The following is a 17979-nucleotide window of genomic DNA, read 5'->3' as shown; positions in this document are numbered from 1 at the left end:
TTATTAGTGACTATTTTTCTTTACTATGGTATTTCCTACAATTTGAATGATGCTAACCATTCCAACCAGCACAATAACCGAAGCATATGTGACGTCAATCTGATTTCTCTGATATCCAAAGCGTATGGCAAAATCCCCCAGGCCACCTGCCCCAACGGCACCTGCCATAGCAGTAAGTCCAATGAGACTTATGGCTGTAATTGTTGTTCCCCTTGCAATACCAGGAATACATTCCTTAAGATAAACCCTGAATATAATTTCTAAAGGTCCGGAACCCATGGACTGTGCCGCTTCAATCAACCCACTGTCCAATTCGGCCAAAGCAGACTCTATTTGTCTTGAAAAGAATGGAACCGTACCGAAGACCAGAGGAACTATTGCTCCGTCAACTCCAATTGCAGTTCCTGAAATTAATCTTGTCAATGGAATCAGACTTGCCAGCAATATGATAAATGGTATTGATCTAAAAAAATTAATTATTTTATCCAGTATCTGAAAAAGTGCCTGGTTTTGAAGAATTCCTCCCTTTTTTGTAACGGTCAGAACAATTCCTAAAACTAATCCAAGAATAAATGAAATAGAACCTGACCATCCAACCATAATTAAAGTATCATTAATGCTTTCATAAAAATCCGGCAGTTTCGACAATACATTTGGAAAAAGACTGCTAAGAAACCCTTGCATCTAAAATCACCTCCACACCTACATTCTTATTTCGCAGATATTCAATTGCTTCCGTAATATTTTTCGCCTCGCCACTTACAATTGATACTAGACCGCCGATGGGATGCTCTCCGATCAGTTCAATATTTCCAAAGATAATGTTCACATCGAGGTTAAACTTCCTGGAGATTTGTGACACCAATGCTTCTGAAGCATTTCGTTCCAGATAAGTAAACTTTAATATGCATTCACCTTCCTTGAGTTTTGTAATTGACACCTTTTCTTCGATTAATTCATGTATCTTTGATAAATTTGATGTGCTGTCCACAAAATCTTTTGTAATTTGCTTTACGGGATTAGCAAATACATTAAACACATCTCCTTGCTCAACCACTTCACCGTTTTCCATAACAACTACATTTTCACATATTTCTTTTACTACCTGCATTTCATGTGTAATAACTACTATGGTAATCCCCAGTTTTTCATTCAATTGCTTTAATAGCTTTAAAATTGATTTTGTGGTCTGTGGATCTAGTGCGCTTGTGGATTCATCGCTTAACAAAATTTTAGGATCATAGGCCAATGCCCTTGCAATTGCCACCCTCTGTTTCTGACCTCCGCTTAACTGTGATGGATAAGCATGAGATTTATCTTGAAGATCAACTAATTCCAGCAAATAATTAACTTTATCCTGGATTTCTTTCTTTTTCATCTTGCTGTGTTTTAACGGATAAGCAACATTTTCATAAACATTTCGGGATGAAAATAAATTAAACTGTTGAAAAATCATGCCGATTTTTTTTCGTTCCTCTCTGAGACTTTTCTCCGAGAGCAAAGTGATTTCCGTATCTCCTAAAATAACTTTACCTTCTGTTGGTCTTTCAAGAAGATTGATCATCCTGACCAATGTTGATTTTCCTGCTCCTGAAAATCCAATAATTCCATGTATTTTTCCTTCTTCCATTTGCAGGTTGACATTTTTTACTGCTTCAACTGTTTTTCCATATGATTCAAAACTCTTGCTGACATTTTCAAATATAATCAATACTTTTCCTCCATTTCCGGTATTTTAATTCGCAACCTCGTTCACAAATTTATTTGCTCACTATCGCTCTTACAAATTTGGAATTCATTCAGTAGGGCATACAAAAAGCAGGTACCGTAAGTACCTGCTTTATCTACATTTTCTAAAAGAAAATTATAATCAGGTAACATAAGGCACACTAAATACATCCATTTTCATATGCATCTGCATTCGCATGGTATAGCTGGTCATAAACATATTTACTTTCAACATTGATTTTTCAGTATGCATTTTGCTCTCCTTATTTTCTGTTTTATTTTTTTGTAACCACGTCGTCCATGTTTTGTATTATACATAATCTGCAGGATTAGTGTTAATACATAAAACCGACAACTCGTTATAGGTAAAAACTATAACACATTTTCTTTAAATTTAATCAACTCGTCCACATATTTGTGTCCCAGCTGGCTCATGGTTGTATTTTTCCTGGTAATATAGCCAATGCTCATGACTTCATCTGAATCCAATGGTATGGCCTTATAATCATTTCCATTCAGTTCCTCGCATATAATTCCGGAACACAATGTATATGCATTCAATCCCACCATAAGATTTAGCAGTGTAGCTCTGTCATTTGCCTTTATAATCTTTTTATACACGTTGGCACTGAGCACTTCTTCTGCAAAATAAAATGAATTGTTCATACCCTGGTCAAAGGAAAGGCAAGGATATTCTTCTAAGTCCTCCATGGTAATCAAATCCTTTTCGGCTAAAGGATTCCCTTTCCATAAATAAACATATGTCTTGCACTGAAATAATTCTTTAAACACCAGATTATTTTCTTTCAATATTTTTGTTATTACCTTCCTATTGAAATCATTCAAGTACAAAATACCTAATTCGCTTTTAAAGTTCTTTACATTTTCAATAACTTCATAGGTCTTGGTTTCATGAACTGCAAATTCGTATTCATCCATACCGAATTGCTTTACCATTTCCACAAATGCTTTTACTGCAAATGAATAATGCTGTGTTGATACACTGAATTTCTTTTTTACGCTTTTTTTATCAACATATCTTTGATTAATAAGTTCATATTGTTCTGCTACCTGTCTGGCATACCCCAGAAACTCATCACCTTCCGGTGTAATTGTTATTCCCCTGTTAGTTCTTTTATATATAGTAATACCAATTTCATTTTCTAAGTCTCTGATAGAAGCTGATAGACTTGGCTGCGATATAAATAATGATTGAGCTGCCTTATTCATAGAATTGCAGTCTGCTATTGCAATGGCATATCTTAGTTGTTGTAACGTCATAATTCCTCCTATCATTTATGCTATAGATAATTTTAAAAAAATTCCTCAAACTATTAGCTTGAGGAAACATATGTTTATAACTTTTTATTTTATATTAATATTGCTTTTTTTTCAACATTTTTTTATACACTTGCAATATTTTAAATTAAGGTATTTAAAAATATCCAAAATACCTCTTCTGCACTACTGCCTGTTCAACCCAGTTTATCAGTGTAATAAAATCAAAAACAGGAAGTCCGGTTGCACGTTGAATGTCACTGGCATAGGGAGGAAGGTCGCTGCACTCCAACAATATTGCCCCAATATCTGATCTTTCGCTAATGAGTTTCTTTGCCACTTCTGCAAGATCCTTTGTAAGACGGTCATTGTCCAGCTTTGTTTTGCCCCATCTGATGGGCGCAAAACTTTCTAAGTTACCTATATCTTGAATCAAACAGTCATTTATGTCAGCACCAACTTTCTTAAGCAGTTCGTCGGTTAAATTTTCTTTGCTTGCTGCAAAGACAGCAATTTTCTGAGAAGATTTTAACCCAAGCTTGATGATAGGAATCTGACAAAGACTTGATAGGAACACGGGAACATTTACTGATTCTGACACCTGATTTTGAAAATGAGCAAAATAACCGCAGGCCCCTATAATTGCCCGTACTCCTTCAGCTTCCAGCTCTTTTGCTGCAGCAACTATCTGAGCTTCTATTTCAGGAGCGCCAGCAAACAAAAGCTCTATATCAAAACTCACTTTTTTATATAGTACCGGAAAATCATATGTTGTTGCATTAGCCACATTTCCGGGTAGTTTAGGATATACCAGATCTACTGCAATAATTCCAATGGGATGTCCTGCCGTATAAGTTGCAGGAACTGCATGTGTCTTGTAGATATCTCCTGTTGTCTGTAAAATCCCCTGCCAGCTCATATGTCCTCCTTATTTCTCCACATAAATGTCTTCATTCAAATATCTAAGAAGCTGTTCCTTGTCTAAATGTCCGATTCCCAGATCATCCAGTGTCATGCCTTCACTGTAAAAATCATGGCCGGTCATTACAGATGCCAATGTGATCATGCTGTCAATCACCTTGGTCTTTACCCCATATTTCTTGCCAAGCTCATGATAAATATGACAGCCAACAGGTATGTCTTCTGTAATATAACGGTTCTGAATTGTAAACGGGCCTGTGCCATATGCTGTTTCGTACTGTTCATCAAATGGAACGATGCAGTCATCTCCCATGTACTCAGGTCCTAGTATGCTTGTGCGGGATAAGAAATTTTTCTTTGGATATTCCTGAACACTCACGCCAATTGCCTTTGCAAGCTCCAGTTCTTCCAGATAAAAAGCATATTGAACTTCTGCAATTGAAGGACAATATGCATGGCTGTAAATGGAATACGTGTATTTATCATTGCCTCCAAATATTTTTCCCCAGTTTTCCATAACACCCACACCAAGCAATGTCCCCGGACAATGAAGCACCGGATTTACATTGCTAAATCCAATATCCAGTACAGTATTACCGCCTGTTGGCCCATCTCCTTGTGTAATTGAGTCAAAACATCCAAGATACTTTGAACTTTCGAGGAAATCTGCCTGGTCTGTTGAAGGAAGAGCTGCTCCACGCAAAGTAATGGCACGGTATACCAAAAAAACCTCTGAAGTCATAACACCGCCTTCAGTAACAACACGTGCTCCATAAGGTGCACTGGACCATCCTCCAATTATCACTTTTTTCTTGCAGCCTAGCTCTCTCATTTTCTTTCTCAACTTTAAAGACCCATAATTATCGGGAATAATATGTATTATCATATCATCCTCCAATACAGGAACCAGTTTCTCAAAGAAAGTATCATGTGCTACTGAAGGCACTGCCACAATAACAATTTTAGCACCCTTTACACATTCCTCCACATCAGTTGTAATCATATGAAAATGAGCGGTACCGGTACGCTTAAAGCCGTATTTGTTTTTTTCATTTCCCTTCAGTGTAATGCCTGTCTTTTGTAAATTGGCAAGAGTTGCGGAAGCATAAGGTTCCAGGTCACAAATTCTTACCTTGTTGCCTCCCAATACACAATCTGCTCCAACTGCTTTCCCAACAGCTCCTCCACCAAGTATTGCCACCGGCACATCCTTAATTCCATTAAAATTGTACATATTTTTTCTCCTCTTTAACTACCATTTGTTTTGCTATTATATCAGCTAAAAAAATAAAGTATTAATACCAAAAAATAATAATCAGCTATAGATTAAATCTATAGCTGATTATTCTAACTGGTCATAGGGCGGTCATTGGGGACGGTTCTCTCTGACCGAACTTACTTCAAAACACGATAAAGTATAACTGCCATTTCTGCGCGGGTTACATATGATTTAGGATTAAGATATGAGTTGCTGCCTGTAACGATGCCTGCCTTAACCAGAGTTGCTACTGAAGAAACTGCATAATCAGATACAGAACCTTTATCCTTAAAATTGTTCAAATCACTGATACTTCCTGTAGTTAATGTCTTTCCATCAACTTTCAACGCCCTTGCAACAAGAACCATGGCATCTTCTCTTGTAATTGGTGCATTAGGCATGAAAAGATCATCATAACCCTTGGCAATGCCAAGAGCTTTGGCTGTAGCTATGGCAGTATAATAATAGCTGCCAGCCGGTACATCGGAAAAATTGCTTTTTGAAGAAGCACTTAAATCTAACGCTCTATAAAGCATCAGCATAAAATCTCCACGTATCATGTTTTGAGCAGGGCTGTAATTGTTGCCTCCTGTACCGGTTACTACACCTTTCTCAAACAAATAATCAATTGAAGCTGATGCCCAGCTGTAGCTCGATGTAACATCATTGAAGTAAGATGAAGCAGCTGAATCAGCAACGGCTGTAACTGTTATTTTGACTGTTCCGGTAAAGTTAACTCCTTCTGTGTTCCATCCTGTATATTTTACCGTTACAGTACCGTTATAGTCTTTATAAGGTACAAATGCTACCTTTGATAATGATGGTGAATCATCATAATAATATTTTGTACCTTCTGAAACAAGAGAGCTGTAACTGCTTGGTGATGAATAGTTATAGTAGAGTTTTCCGTAGCTTGAAGAAGGCAATGTAAATTTTATGTAATCAAGTTCTTCATTGGTAGCATCTTCGCATACATCGTTAAAATCATCATCATCAAAATAAAGGACTGTGTCTTCTTTTGTTGAAACATTGATTGTATCAGCAACAGCACTTTCTTCTTTAACTGTTATTTTAACTATTCCGGTAAAAGAGTTTCCGTCATCATCATATCCTGTATAACTAATAAAAAACGTTCCTTTATAATTAGATTTCGGCACAAAGACTACATCATCCAGATCATTTTTGTAATACTTGGTACTGGCTGAAACTTTTGAATCATATTTTGTTGATGATGTATAGTTATAATACAATATTCCATATGTTGATGAAGGAAGAGTAAACTTAACGTAGTCGAGTCCTTCATTGTTGGCATCATCACAGGCGTCTGCGAAATCGTCAGAGTCGAAACTTAAGGGCGTAAAGGAGCCTGTACTATAAAGTATGGGATCTGCATCCCAATCATATTGATTGACAGTTATTTCAACTTCTCCGGTATATGATTTTCCATCATCGCTGTATCCTATGTATGAAATAATCACTTTGCCGTGATAGTCCTGATATGGAACAAATGTAATATTATCAAGATCATTTTCATAATACTTCGTTCCTTCAGCAACTTTAGAACTATATGAACTAGAAGATACATATCCAACATATAGTCTGCCGCTGCTTGAAGGCGGCAATGTAAATTTCACATAATTTATATTGTCTCTGGTCGTGTCAACGCACTCATCATTAAAATCATCTGCTTCAAAATCCACCGGCATTTCTTCATAGGTTGTATATTTTATGGTGTCAGCATCTACTTTTCTCTCTGCAATAGCAATCTTGATTGTTCCTTCAAAAATATCTCCATTTGTATTATATCCATAGAATGGAATGTCAACTGTCCCATAAAATCCTGGATATGGTACAAAAGACATTTTTCCAATGTTAGTTGCATCATATTCTGTACCGGCAGTTACTGTTGAGCTATAACTTGATGAAGATACATATCCTATGTAAAGCTTGCCGTATGAAGAGTTAGGAAGTGATGGAATTTTTATGGACTTAAATATTCCTGCCACAGTTTTTTGACATTCGGAAACAAAGTCTGAGGAATAAAATGCAACTTTTGTATCTTCCGTACCATTGTATGTAATTGATGACCCGGTTACTGTCTGAGCATAAGTAATAACATTTGAGTGATCAAGAACAATACTTTTCTCTCCTGTACCATTTGTACCATCAGCAGCAAATGCCGATGCAGAATTAAAGGGCAGCGCTATGACAGACATAAGAATTGAAAGAACAATTGCCACTGTTTTTTTAAAATATAATTTATAAACAGTACTTTTTACATTTATTTTTCTGGTCATAATAAAACTCCTTTTCTAAGGTTTTTAAAGCTTTTAATACAATAAAATGAAACATAGTTAAATAACTCCCCCTGATTTCTAATTTCTAATCCCAATAATTTATCATATCGCCCTCTTTCGGAAATCGTTAACACAAGCATTAAAACTTGCATATGATTACACCTACTTTAAGTATACAACTTTTTACCGTTATTTCAACTTCTAATTATTATATTTATTATAACTAAAAATTCCCCTCAATAATATGAGGGGTACATTAAATGAATTTTAACTATGTGATAATAAGACAGTAAGAACCGTCCCCGATGACCGAAGCAAAAAAATTTGACCAGCGCATTTTTCTGCAACAAATCTTACTCTTGTATATTTCCAATTTCTTTTAGTGATTTAATGGATAGTGATAATTGAACCATTCTTGCTATTGTGATTGTTCCCATAACTCCAAGCAATAATGTTACAACACTATTTGAAAAACTGTTCTGGCTATTCATGAAAGCAGCATCAAGCATATATCTTTTAGCAAAGGTGAAGTATCCTCCCATGAGAAGAATCAATATAAACAGATAAATGTGAGGTTTCCTTCTTTCCTTTAGTGCCTGAATTTTATCTTCGGCATTGCTATAAATGTTAAAGGGCTTTCCGTTACATTCTTTTTCTAAAATGAGAAGTTCTCTGTTTATCATTCCCCATGAGGTAGCCAGCTTTCCTCCCTTGTTTGCATATGGGCGATATTTCACTTTGCCAAAGGATAACTGACCAATATTCAGTGGCTTTTCAAAATAGTTTATTCCTACTTCTTCCAGAAAACTTTCATATTCCTTTCTCTGAGCGTTTGAATTATTTCCTATATAATCAACAGCATATTGGTATTGATTGTTTTTGCATTGTTCAAATTCATAAAAAAATCTTCCTACTTTTAATAACCTAAGCCCTTCTGCTGCTTTTTCATTCAGCCATTTTTCCTGTCCTTCGATTGGATTTAAAAAAATCCTAAACTTTTTAATCATACATCATTCCCCCAGTCTTGTTATTTCCATACCTATAATATAAACTTCCTGCATTCTCAAAAGCTCTGACTTTACCTGTTCTTTTCCTAAATCAGTGATAACATACTCTTTTTTTCTTTCCCCTTCAATGACAGCATGAAGAGTAATCCACTTTTTCTTTTCAAGATTGTTGATTGCTCCATATAAAGTTCCAGGTCCAAAAACAACCCTGCCTTTTGTTTTCTCTTCTACAAATTGCATTACTCCATAACCATGATTTGGTTTGTACATGGCTAACAATATGAGCAGCGCTGTTTCCGTAAGCGGAGTTTCTTGCATTTTATCTTTCAATATATTCCTCCTTGAGTTCCCTTTTTTAAATCATTTTATTACGTATTACGTAGTATAACTCATTATATCGCGTAACGTAGTACGTGTCAAGTAGTAAAATAAAAAGACCATATTATGGTCTTCAGGTTATTGACAAACATAAATTAGACAAACTGTAGGGCTGGTTACTGCCAGCCCGTGTTTTATATCATTAATTTTTTATCTGCGGGAGGACGCGAGGTTCTCCACTACATTATTGAAACAACTTTGTCATCAAACTTGTGACCATATCTTGGTCTTATGATAGCAGTAAATTATTTAGTTTTTATATTAATTTTCTGGCTGTCCATTGTTCAGTAACATTCAGAGATCATAAGAAATATTATTCTGTAAATCCTCTGCTTGTCATTATTTCTTTCTTAACGAATTTTGCCATGCCTGTCTTAAGACGTCTGAAACCTAATTTTTCGTAAAAAGCTTCTTTTCCAACATTGGCATACAATATGAAATTACATCCGGGCAATTTATCCATTATATTTTCCATCATAATTTTACCGATTCCTTTTCCCTGATACTCAGGAAGTATGGCAACATCATATATGGCTGCCTGCTTCACGCCATCTGATATTGCCCTAGCTGTTCCAATCATATTTTCATCATCAAATGCAAATATGGTTACTTGACTTCCTTGAAAAGCCCTTTTGCAAATTTCAGGTTCTGAGCTGCTTAATCCTGCTTTTGCCAAAATAAAACTTACCATTTCCCAATTAATATTTTCTGTACTATTTATAATTTTCAAATTCATGGTTTTCTCCTTGAAATTTAATAGTTTTTACTTAAGGCCCGCTCTTGTTTATATTTCAAAAATACTTCTGACATCAGGGTTATACTGCACCATCTTAATATTGATCAGCAATTCCTCAACAGCAGATATACCTGCTATAATGCACAGAATTATACTTACAAGATGAATATCTATCCTTAAAAAAATAAATGGAACACAGAAAAGAACAAATCCGGTAATTTTATTAGCAATTGTGTGCAATGCAATGAATTTATGAAACTTCAATGCACCAACTGCATATGCGCTAAGCCTTACAACTCCTATTAAAATGACAGCACTTAAAATCCACGGTGGAAATGCATGACTTAAGGTTGGAAATAATTTAATAAATGCAACCAATAGAAAAATTAAGTCTGCAACGCTGTCCAGAACAGCTCCAGCTTTACTCTCTGTATGCATTTTTCTGGCAATTGTTCCATCAACCATGTCTGTAATACCGCTAAAAGTATATAGAAAGTAAAATTCAAGCGACAATGGTTCTGTAAAAAACATAAAAGCTGAAGATATAATTCTGCTTATTGTTATTCCATTAGCTAAATATTTAATACATATCATCCCTTTATTATTAATATTTCATACACAGTTCATGAGGCATAATAATTCCTCTGTTTTTAATATCCAAGTGATTTATCCACAATGATTACTTTTATTCTGTCTTTGATAAATTGCCCGGTAATGGTTACAAAATCATTGCATATTCTATTTGGGCTTTTACAATCCATACAATGCCCAAGTTTAGTACATGGAGTATCTTTACCTAATCTTCTTGCATCTATAGGAGCAACATAATTTCTGACTCTATTTTCAGCATCCTCAAGATTACGAACCAGCTTATTAATTCCTGCAACAATTATTACTTGTTTAGGTCCATATAACATTGGAGCTACTCTGCTTCCGTTACCATCAATATTATAAAGAACTCCCTCCTCAGTAATGGCATTTGTGCTGCACATAAAAGTATCAGCTGAGAAGTTTTGAATATAGATTTGCTTCTTCTCTTCGCTGGTTATTCCTTCTCTGTACTTGTCCAGAAAGTTATAATTTCCTAAACGCAGAAAATCCAAAACGCCTGTTTCCTGAAGAGTAACACTATCACCTACTCCAACAACAGAACCTTCTAGAATTAAATCTGTTAATACCTTGATTAATTCTTCTTCATTTCTTACAAAGATACTTTTCATATTGTGTTTTTCTAAATTGTTTATTAAATTTTCAACTTGTTTATGAATAAACCAAGAAATGTTCTTTTCCATATGTACCTCATCAATTTTTAATTTAATATGATAATATGCTTTAATTCTTTAACTGTTCTACAAAAGAAATAACACTCAAAAAGCAGAAAGACATAATTTCATGAGCATTCACTTGTTTTTAATTTGAGTTAACTTATCAAAATCTGAAATTACATATGCTTTTCCTTTTGTCAGTATACCTAATTCGCAAAAATGCTTAATTACATGCAAGACGTGTCGGTAACTGACATTCATGTACTCAGAAACATCAGTGTGAGGAATGTTATATATACCGTTATTTTGATGCTTAATAATGAATGAGGCCAGTCTTTTTTCCAGAGAATAATTCAGATATTCGCTCATGCGGTAGCTTCTGGCCAATAGCTTACCGGATATATATGAAGCAAAATAAAATGAAACTTCTGCATTCTCTTTGCACAGTTGTCGTAATTCAGCTATATCAAATTCCAAGCATTGTACTTCGTGAAGCACTTTGTTTTCTTTAATATCTGCTTCTTCACAAAACAAAGAAAGTTCTCCCAGCCAATCGTTATGTCCAACAAAATCAAGAATTGATCGGCGCCCATTTTCATGGTCAATATAAATTTTTACCATACCGGATTGAATCAGATAGCACCTTGTTATATTGCTGTTTATATTAAAAATATTGCTATGTTTAACAAATATCTTTCTAGACCCTTTCTCAATTACTGCCGGTGGTATTTGATCTATAAATTGATTCATTTTTTCACCCCATATGTGATATTTCTCATATTAAATTGTTTCGTTTTATTATAACATAATCATAAATTAAAAATAATATATGAAGAGGTAAAATTATGAAAACAAAATATATGAAATACACTGTATACTCCATATTAGCATTTTTAATGCTTGGCTTAGGCATTTCTCTCCAGATAAAAGCAGGAATTGGTCAAAGCATGTTAAATGCCTTTGCATTGACTATGGCAGAACTATTTCATCTTGAAGTAGGAACAATGCTAAATATATTAAATATTCTGTTTTTTGCAACTTATGTTCTCATTCGGAAAACCAGCTTTGACTCCAGAGATGTTATTCAGATATTAGCAACTATGGCCAATGGCTATATAATTAACTTTTTTGTTTATTATGTATTTCAAGGCTTTGTTATTGAATCATATTTATTAAAGGCATTAACTTTCCTTGTGGGATTGTGTCTGGCTTCTGTTAGTCTAGGTGCAATTATGGCTATTGCAATCATAAAGTTTCCACTGGAGAGTCTATGCGTAGTATTATGCGAAAGACTAAAAAAGAATTTAATGTCCGTTCGTATGGGATTTGATATATTATTTCTGTTCAGCACATTAATTATCACATTTATGTCCGGTAATACCTTGTTTATAAGAGAAGGAACAGTTATTAGTTTTCTCTTGCTTTCCCGTTTGATGGGATTGACATATAATTTCCTCAAAAACCGTTTATAACAATGGTCGCCCAACTTTAAGCGGATAAAAATTTCCCAACTTTTAGGTCACTCATCCAAAAAGTAAATTGTTTAATAAGCTTCTTGAACTCTTTTGGATTAATGTCTGACTCTGTGCTCAAAATATCAAATGTTCCGCTGTAATCCTTCATATAATAGCCAGTATCTTTAAATCCATTTTTTAGATAGAAATTTTTTCTTTGTTGACGCTGCCCTGCATTATCACATTTTTCATGGACAGTTTCCATGATTATTGAAATGGAATTCTTTTCTTTTTTTAGCCATTCCAATACTTTAGTTCCATATCCCATAGATCTTATATCGCTTCTAACTGCAAAATAATAAACCAGTGACATGGCTTTATAATTCACAATGTACAAGAGGCCACAAAACTCTTCATCATCATAAACTGAATAAAATTCAATATTAGGTTTTAAAGCCATTAATCTCAGCAACAAAAGGGGCAATCTCTCTATATCAGGAAAGGCGTGACAGTACAATTCTTTAATCATTTTATAATCACCATTGTACCTTCGCACCTTTTTAACATTTACAGCCATATCTTTCCTCGTTAAATTAAAATAGTCAAAGGGGACAGTTCGTCTCCTTTGGTTAGTCATTGGGAAACAATATCAATTATATAACAAAATTCCAGTAAATCATACATAAAAATATAGTATGCACAGTATTCAACGGGCAAAACCGTCCACCATATATAAACAAATATTGTAATATTTGTAAAGTATTTATATAATTATACTGATAGGCAATTAAAATAGTACCAAATTTATCTGTGACATAGTTAATTTTGCAAAGAATAATCTGCTTCTAATATTATGAGGAGAAAGGATACGAATTATGGACAATTACTATGCAGAAAAATTAAATTCGCAAATGCTTTTTAAGGTATATGAAACTCAAATTCCACGTGTCAGGCAATATTTAAAAGCAGAGATAGATTTTGTCAAGAAAAATCTATTAAACACACAGAGTGTTCTGGAGCTTGGAGCAGGATACGGCAGAATTATTAAGGAATTGGCTCCCTGCTGCAGATCAATTGTCGGGATAGATATCTCGACTGAAAGCGTTGAGTTAAGCAAGGATTATCTCAAGGACTGCCCCAATGCCAGCATAGTTGAGATGGATGTTCAACACATACATTTTTCTAAGCCCTTTAATGTTATTTTGTGCATGCAAAACGGATTGTCTGCCATGCGTGCTGATTCGGCTGTCATTCACAAAATTCTTGATAATGTTGCACCAGGCGGAACAGCTTATTTCAGCAGTTACAGCACTAAATTCTGGGATACTCGTCTGAAATGGTTTGAGGAACAGGCCTCAAAAGGGCTTTTAGGTGAAATTGACTACGCGAAAACCAAAGACGGTGTGATTGTCTGCAATGGGGGTTTTAAGGCGACGTTCCATTCATCAGAGGATTTTGAAAAAATTGGTGAAGAATTAGGATACCCCTACGAGGTGCAAGAGGTGGATGATTCTAGCATGTTTCTAATCGTCCATAAACCTAATTAAATTGTAATGTAAGTGGAATAGTCACAGGGGACAGTTCGAGATCACTGAAAAACTATACATTTATTCGCTGTCATTCTGAGAGCTTGCTCGAAGAATCTCATTTTTTCAACAAAAGATGAGATCCTTCACTAACGTTCAGGATGACAAAATAGACTTTTTTAGTAGTCCCGATCGGTTCGATATGACCACAGTCGCATTGGAATAAGTGACCGGTGAGAACCGTCCCCTAAGTTTACCTAAAGTTAATGGTGATTTCCTGTTTCATAACACCATTTTGCAATCTCAGCGACTAACTCCAGCGGAAGAGGCTTGTTGTATGGCAACTGCAATGCACCCTTGCTTGTCTTGTACTCTGTTAATATGTCTGCAAAATGTTCCATTGCCTTATCACCTGGATACAGCCCCAAGTGCATTTTAAATGCAGCAAAATGAATGATATTATGTTTTTGCCAAAATGTTGGCATTCTCCATGATATTCGTTCCTCTGCATCAGGCAGCACATCACGGATTGTATCCCGCACTTGATTCAACAGTGGCTGTACACTTTCAGTCTGTGCAGCAATATATTCGTCAATTGTTTTTGGCGATTCTCCGCAGAAGTGGTCTTGATTTTGATTCTTAAATGTTCGTCCGCATTTCGGGCATTTCCACATTTTTTTACGCTCCTTTTTTGATAATAATGACGGTTCTCCATGTCCATTTCATCATATATTTTAAATGCTTTTTTTGTGTATTTTGTAATTGTGGCTATATCCATAGTTATTAATCTTATAATAAATATGGTAAAAACATTTTTGCTAATCCCAAAAATAAGAAAAATCCAAAAACATCAGTTGCTGTTGTTAAAAATATTGCTGAAGCTAAAGCAGGATCTACACCAAACACCTTCAATAACAAAGGGATTATAAATCCAAAGAAACCTGCTATTACTAAATTTCCAATCATTGCAGCGAAGATAATGAGTCCAAGATAAGGATTGTTATATTTCATATAAAGTATTATTCCCGTAACAACTCCTGTAGCTGCTCCATTAATTATACCAAGCCCCACTTCTTTAAACACAAGTCTCCAATTCTTTTTTAAACTTACTTCTCCAAGAGCAATACTTCTTATAACAACTGATAATGTTTGGGTTCCTGCATTCCCTCCCATTCCTGCTACAATAGGCATGGCAGCTGCCAAAGCAACAACTTGTGCAATAACATCTTCAAATAAACCTACAGTAAATGCAGCTAAGAATGCAGTTCCAAGATTTATAAATAACCAGGGCAGCCTCCTTTTAATAGAAGTTCCAAGAGAACTATCTACTCTCTCTTCCTTGCTTACGCCCCCCATCATTAATATATCTTCTGTTTGCTCTTCTACTATAACATCAATAATATCATCTACAGTTATTATGCCAAGCAGAGAATTTTTATGATTTATTACCGGAATAGCCTTTAAATCGTATTTAGAAACAAGCAAGGATACTTTTTCCTGGTCCTCTTCCGGATAAACAGAGATTATATTATCATTCATAATGTTTAACAGTTTTTCATCTTCAGGTGCTACTAATATATCCCTTAAATCCGCCGTACCTATCAATTCCTTGTTATTATTCAACACAAATATGGTTTCAATTACTTCTGTTTTAGGTCCAATTTCTTTGATTTTTTTTAAGGATTCTCCAATTAACAAGTCTCCTCTTAAGGCAATATACTCTGTTGTCATAATACCACCGGCACTATCTTCATCATAGCCCAGCAGCTCTTGCAATTGTCTGGTGTCTCCCGTCTTCATCAACTTCAATAAATCTTTTCTCATTTTAATAGGGAGATTGCCTAAAATATCAGCTATATCATCATTGGACATATAAGAAAACAAATGTACTATTGATTTGAATTCAAACAGCTTTATAATTCTAACCTGTAATTCTTCACTAGCCTGTTCTATAATCTCAGCCATTAGTTCATTATCTATATGTTCATTAAATTTCATTAAACTTTCGTCATCAAGTTCTTCTATGATAATAGCTATATCTATGGGATACATATTATCAATTATTTCATGTATTTTTTCTTTATCATCTTCTAATACACTATTTATTAATTCTTCTTGTCTTTCCTCCAACATATTTATAAACCTCTTTCGTAAATCAACTTAAACATTTAACATTGAATATCATTTTCAATTTTATTATATTCTCTTTGCGATCTCACTCATATGCCTGCCATCTGTTCCGCAACAGCCGCCAAAAATCTGGAATGGACTGATTTCCCGAAGTTTCACCGTATCTACTGCAATTTCAGTGGGCTCAGCCACTTTTAAATCCTTGGAATTATCTAATTCAGCATATGATAGCGCCGAAGTATTGACTTGAATACCTTTAAATCTATTATGAACCATTTCATTGTTATTAAATGGTTGCAATAGAGCTTCATATACTATTCTGGGATGAACACAGTTTGTCATATAGCACACAGGTTTGTTCGCTGTTAATGAATCAATATACTTTATCGCATCAGAAATCCTGGTTCCATCAATGAGGCAACCATCCTTTTTTATTGTAAAACTTATTATGTAAGGTATCTTGTATTTTTCTATTGCCAATGCCATGCCAGCAGCTTCTTCAACATTTGGAAATAGTGCTGCATATAAGAAATCAACTCCGGCCTCAGCGAAAAGTCTGACCTCCCACTCATGAAAATCCTTAGATGATTCTAAATCCAATGCATCTTCTCCGGTAAAAGCATCCCCCTTACAACCTACAAGACCTCCAATATACATTTCGACATCCTGCAATTCTTGTACTTCACGCAAAAATTTTACATTTTCATGAATAATGGTGGAATCAAACTTAGACCTTCCGACTCTCTCTTGATTAGTCCTTCTTGTTGGTGTAGTTGCCAAAAATGGCAAATGATAGATTCCGGCAATTTTGGCGTATTCACTCCAAAGTTCCTTGAGAGCTCTTCTTCCGTTATCTGAATATACCAAACCAGCCATGACCACATCTTCATCAAAAACCAGTCTATATTCTCTTTTTAATCTTTCCCCTAGTGCACCTTCCATCAAAATACTGTTTCTATTATTCACACAATCAATAAAACTCATTATTTTCTCCTTTAATTTGTTTATCCTTGTGTACCTTCACTCTAGATAGTTTGAGCAATTTCATTTGCCTTGCCGCCTAGTCAAGACACTTTCGATCACTCCTAAACAGTTACATAAAATTAGCATGGCCATCTTCATTATATTCCACACATTTTGTGTTTTCAATCCATATTTTTCATTAATCAACTTTACCTGCTTACTGCTGAGAAATATAATACCATCCAATGACATATTGGATGGTATTATTTAATTCTGTCTATTTAAATTATACTCTTTCAATATAACCTGCTCATTAAATACGTTGAGAAATTCTTTAGAATCTGACCATGTAAGACATCCATTTTCATCAGTAAAATCATATCCCGATATCTCATATAATGCATATGCACAGATATATTCATACTGACCTGCATTGGAACTTTTATAAATAATCCAATATAACGGCTTCATTGCCTGATTGCCAAGTTTTAATACATTTGCGTAATGTTCAGATTCAAATACTCGCACCCAGCCTTCTGTTAATACTATGTCCGGATTTTCTTTTTCTGCCTCAGCTTCTTCTTCAATGAGAGTCTGCAATTCTGCAGCAACATATTCTAAGGTATCTGTGTCCATATTTTCGTATAAAAGATCTTCATTAACACCATCCTCAGTAATTTCATCCCATTTTATTGCCAGATTCTCAGTTGAATCTTCCTCTTGCTTTTCAGAAGCAATCTCTTCGGGCATCTCGGTTTCTTTAACATGTTCTCGCTGTTGAACCGATTCAGATGCTGTATTATTTTGGCTACAGGATGTTAAACATACCACAGCTAATAAAAGTGCAACAAATATCCTTTCCCTTTTCACAAATTACCTCCAACAACTTAAAACTTTATTCCTTTTATTACTGCACTTTTAATCAACACCAGCTAATCGTGACATCAAGACAACTGTCTCAACATGTTTTGAGATGAGGGTATAGCTATCAAAACTGCCGTTTCAACCCCTGTTGTTATAGTGAATATATCCAGTATT

19 protein-coding genes are annotated in these 17979 nt (G+C 34.9%); 2 read left to right on the top strand and 17 right to left on the bottom strand.

Features of this window, described 5'->3' with window-relative positions; all coding sequences use genetic code 11:
• Positions 1 to 3: 3 nt before the first annotated feature.
• The 12 genes from LY60_RS12600 to LY60_RS12545 form a co-directional block, all read right to left on the bottom strand.
• Entirely contained in the window at positions 4 to 684 is a 681-nt protein-coding gene (locus tag LY60_RS12600; RefSeq protein WP_145084371.1) for a methionine ABC transporter permease, read from the bottom strand.
• Positions 668 to 1711, bottom strand: a complete 1044-nt coding sequence (locus tag LY60_RS12595; protein WP_145084368.1) for a methionine ABC transporter ATP-binding protein — start codon at positions 1709 to 1711, stop codon at positions 668 to 670. Before LY60_RS12595 ends, LY60_RS12600 begins: the two co-directional genes overlap by 17 nt.
• 389 nt (positions 1712 to 2100) lie before the next feature.
• Positions 2101 to 3009, bottom strand: a complete 909-nt coding sequence (locus LY60_RS12590; RefSeq protein WP_145084365.1) for a LysR family transcriptional regulator — start codon at positions 3007 to 3009, stop codon at positions 2101 to 2103.
• 154 nt (positions 3010 to 3163) lie between these two features.
• A complete protein-coding gene (locus tag LY60_RS12585; protein ID WP_145084362.1) occupies positions 3164 to 3925 on the bottom strand; it encodes an aspartate/glutamate racemase family protein in 762 nt (253 codons plus the stop codon).
• Positions 3926 to 3934: 9 nt separating this feature from the next.
• A complete protein-coding gene (locus tag LY60_RS12580) occupies positions 3935 to 5161 on the bottom strand; it encodes an NAD/NADP octopine/nopaline dehydrogenase family protein (protein ID WP_145084359.1) in 1227 nt (408 codons plus the stop codon).
• Positions 5162 to 5322: 161 nt separating this feature from the next.
• Entirely contained in the window at positions 5323 to 7482 is a 2160-nt protein-coding gene (locus tag LY60_RS12575) for an S-layer homology domain-containing protein (RefSeq protein ID WP_145084356.1), read from the bottom strand.
• Between the two features lie 353 nt (positions 7483 to 7835).
• Complete coding sequence (locus tag LY60_RS12570) at positions 7836 to 8489, bottom strand: DUF2812 domain-containing protein (protein ID WP_246145448.1); 654 nt, start codon at positions 8487 to 8489, stop codon at positions 7836 to 7838.
• Positions 8490 to 8492: 3 nt separating this feature from the next.
• Positions 8493 to 8819, bottom strand: a complete 327-nt coding sequence (locus LY60_RS12565) for a PadR family transcriptional regulator (RefSeq protein ID WP_246145446.1) — start codon at positions 8817 to 8819, stop codon at positions 8493 to 8495.
• Between the two features lie 361 nt (positions 8820 to 9180).
• The gene (locus tag LY60_RS12560) at positions 9181 to 9603 is read right to left on the bottom strand and encodes a GNAT family N-acetyltransferase (protein WP_145084353.1); all 423 of its coding nucleotides are present in this window, start codon (positions 9601 to 9603) and stop codon (positions 9181 to 9183) included.
• A gap of 48 nt (positions 9604 to 9651) precedes the next feature.
• Positions 9652 to 10197, bottom strand: coding sequence for a CDP-alcohol phosphatidyltransferase family protein (locus tag LY60_RS12555; protein ID WP_145084350.1), 546 nt, complete (start codon positions 10195 to 10197; stop codon positions 9652 to 9654).
• Positions 10198 to 10253: 56 nt separating this feature from the next.
• Entirely contained in the window at positions 10254 to 10895 is a 642-nt protein-coding gene (locus LY60_RS12550; RefSeq protein WP_145084347.1) for a lactate utilization protein, read from the bottom strand.
• Between the two features lie 108 nt (positions 10896 to 11003).
• Positions 11004 to 11618, bottom strand: coding sequence for a cyclic nucleotide-binding domain-containing protein (locus tag LY60_RS12545; protein ID WP_145084344.1), 615 nt, complete (start codon positions 11616 to 11618; stop codon positions 11004 to 11006).
• A 95-nt stretch (positions 11619 to 11713) separates the two neighbouring features.
• Here LY60_RS12545 and LY60_RS12540 point away from each other — a divergent pair, with 95 nt between their 5' ends.
• Positions 11714 to 12340 (top strand): YczE/YyaS/YitT family protein, encoded by a 627-nt coding sequence (locus tag LY60_RS12540; protein WP_145084342.1) that lies wholly within the window; start codon positions 11714 to 11716, stop codon positions 12338 to 12340.
• Between the two features lie 16 nt (positions 12341 to 12356).
• Here LY60_RS12540 and LY60_RS12535 read toward each other — a convergent pair whose 3' ends face one another.
• A complete protein-coding gene (locus tag LY60_RS12535; RefSeq protein ID WP_170226212.1) occupies positions 12357 to 12899 on the bottom strand; it encodes a GNAT family N-acetyltransferase in 543 nt (180 codons plus the stop codon).
• Between the two features lie 298 nt (positions 12900 to 13197).
• Here LY60_RS12535 and LY60_RS12530 point away from each other — a divergent pair, with 298 nt between their 5' ends.
• A complete protein-coding gene (locus tag LY60_RS12530; protein ID WP_145084336.1) occupies positions 13198 to 13869 on the top strand; it encodes a class I SAM-dependent methyltransferase in 672 nt (223 codons plus the stop codon).
• A gap of 242 nt (positions 13870 to 14111) precedes the next feature.
• Here LY60_RS12530 and LY60_RS12525 read toward each other — a convergent pair whose 3' ends face one another.
• The 4 genes from LY60_RS12525 to LY60_RS12510 form a co-directional block, all read right to left on the bottom strand.
• The gene (locus LY60_RS12525) at positions 14112 to 14522 is read right to left on the bottom strand and encodes an iron chaperone (RefSeq protein WP_145084333.1); all 411 of its coding nucleotides are present in this window, start codon (positions 14520 to 14522) and stop codon (positions 14112 to 14114) included.
• 115 nt (positions 14523 to 14637) lie between these two features.
• On the bottom strand, positions 14638 to 15981 hold the full coding sequence (gene mgtE / locus LY60_RS12520) for a magnesium transporter (protein ID WP_145084330.1): 1344 nt from the start codon (positions 15979 to 15981) through the stop codon (positions 14638 to 14640).
• 63 nt (positions 15982 to 16044) lie between these two features.
• Positions 16045 to 16962, bottom strand: a complete 918-nt coding sequence (locus LY60_RS12515; RefSeq protein ID WP_145084328.1) for a homocysteine S-methyltransferase family protein — start codon at positions 16960 to 16962, stop codon at positions 16045 to 16047.
• A gap of 246 nt (positions 16963 to 17208) precedes the next feature.
• Positions 17209 to 17811 (bottom strand): hypothetical protein, encoded by a 603-nt coding sequence (locus tag LY60_RS12510; protein ID WP_145084325.1) that lies wholly within the window; start codon positions 17809 to 17811, stop codon positions 17209 to 17211.
• Positions 17812 to 17979 lie beyond the last annotated feature (168 nt).

Source organism: Sedimentibacter saalensis, from assembly GCF_007830175.1.
Lineage (GTDB): Bacteria > Bacillota > Clostridia > Tissierellales > Sedimentibacteraceae > Sedimentibacter > Sedimentibacter saalensis.
Note: the sequence above shows the minus strand (reverse complement) of the source record. Positions and strands in the feature narration are given on the sequence as shown.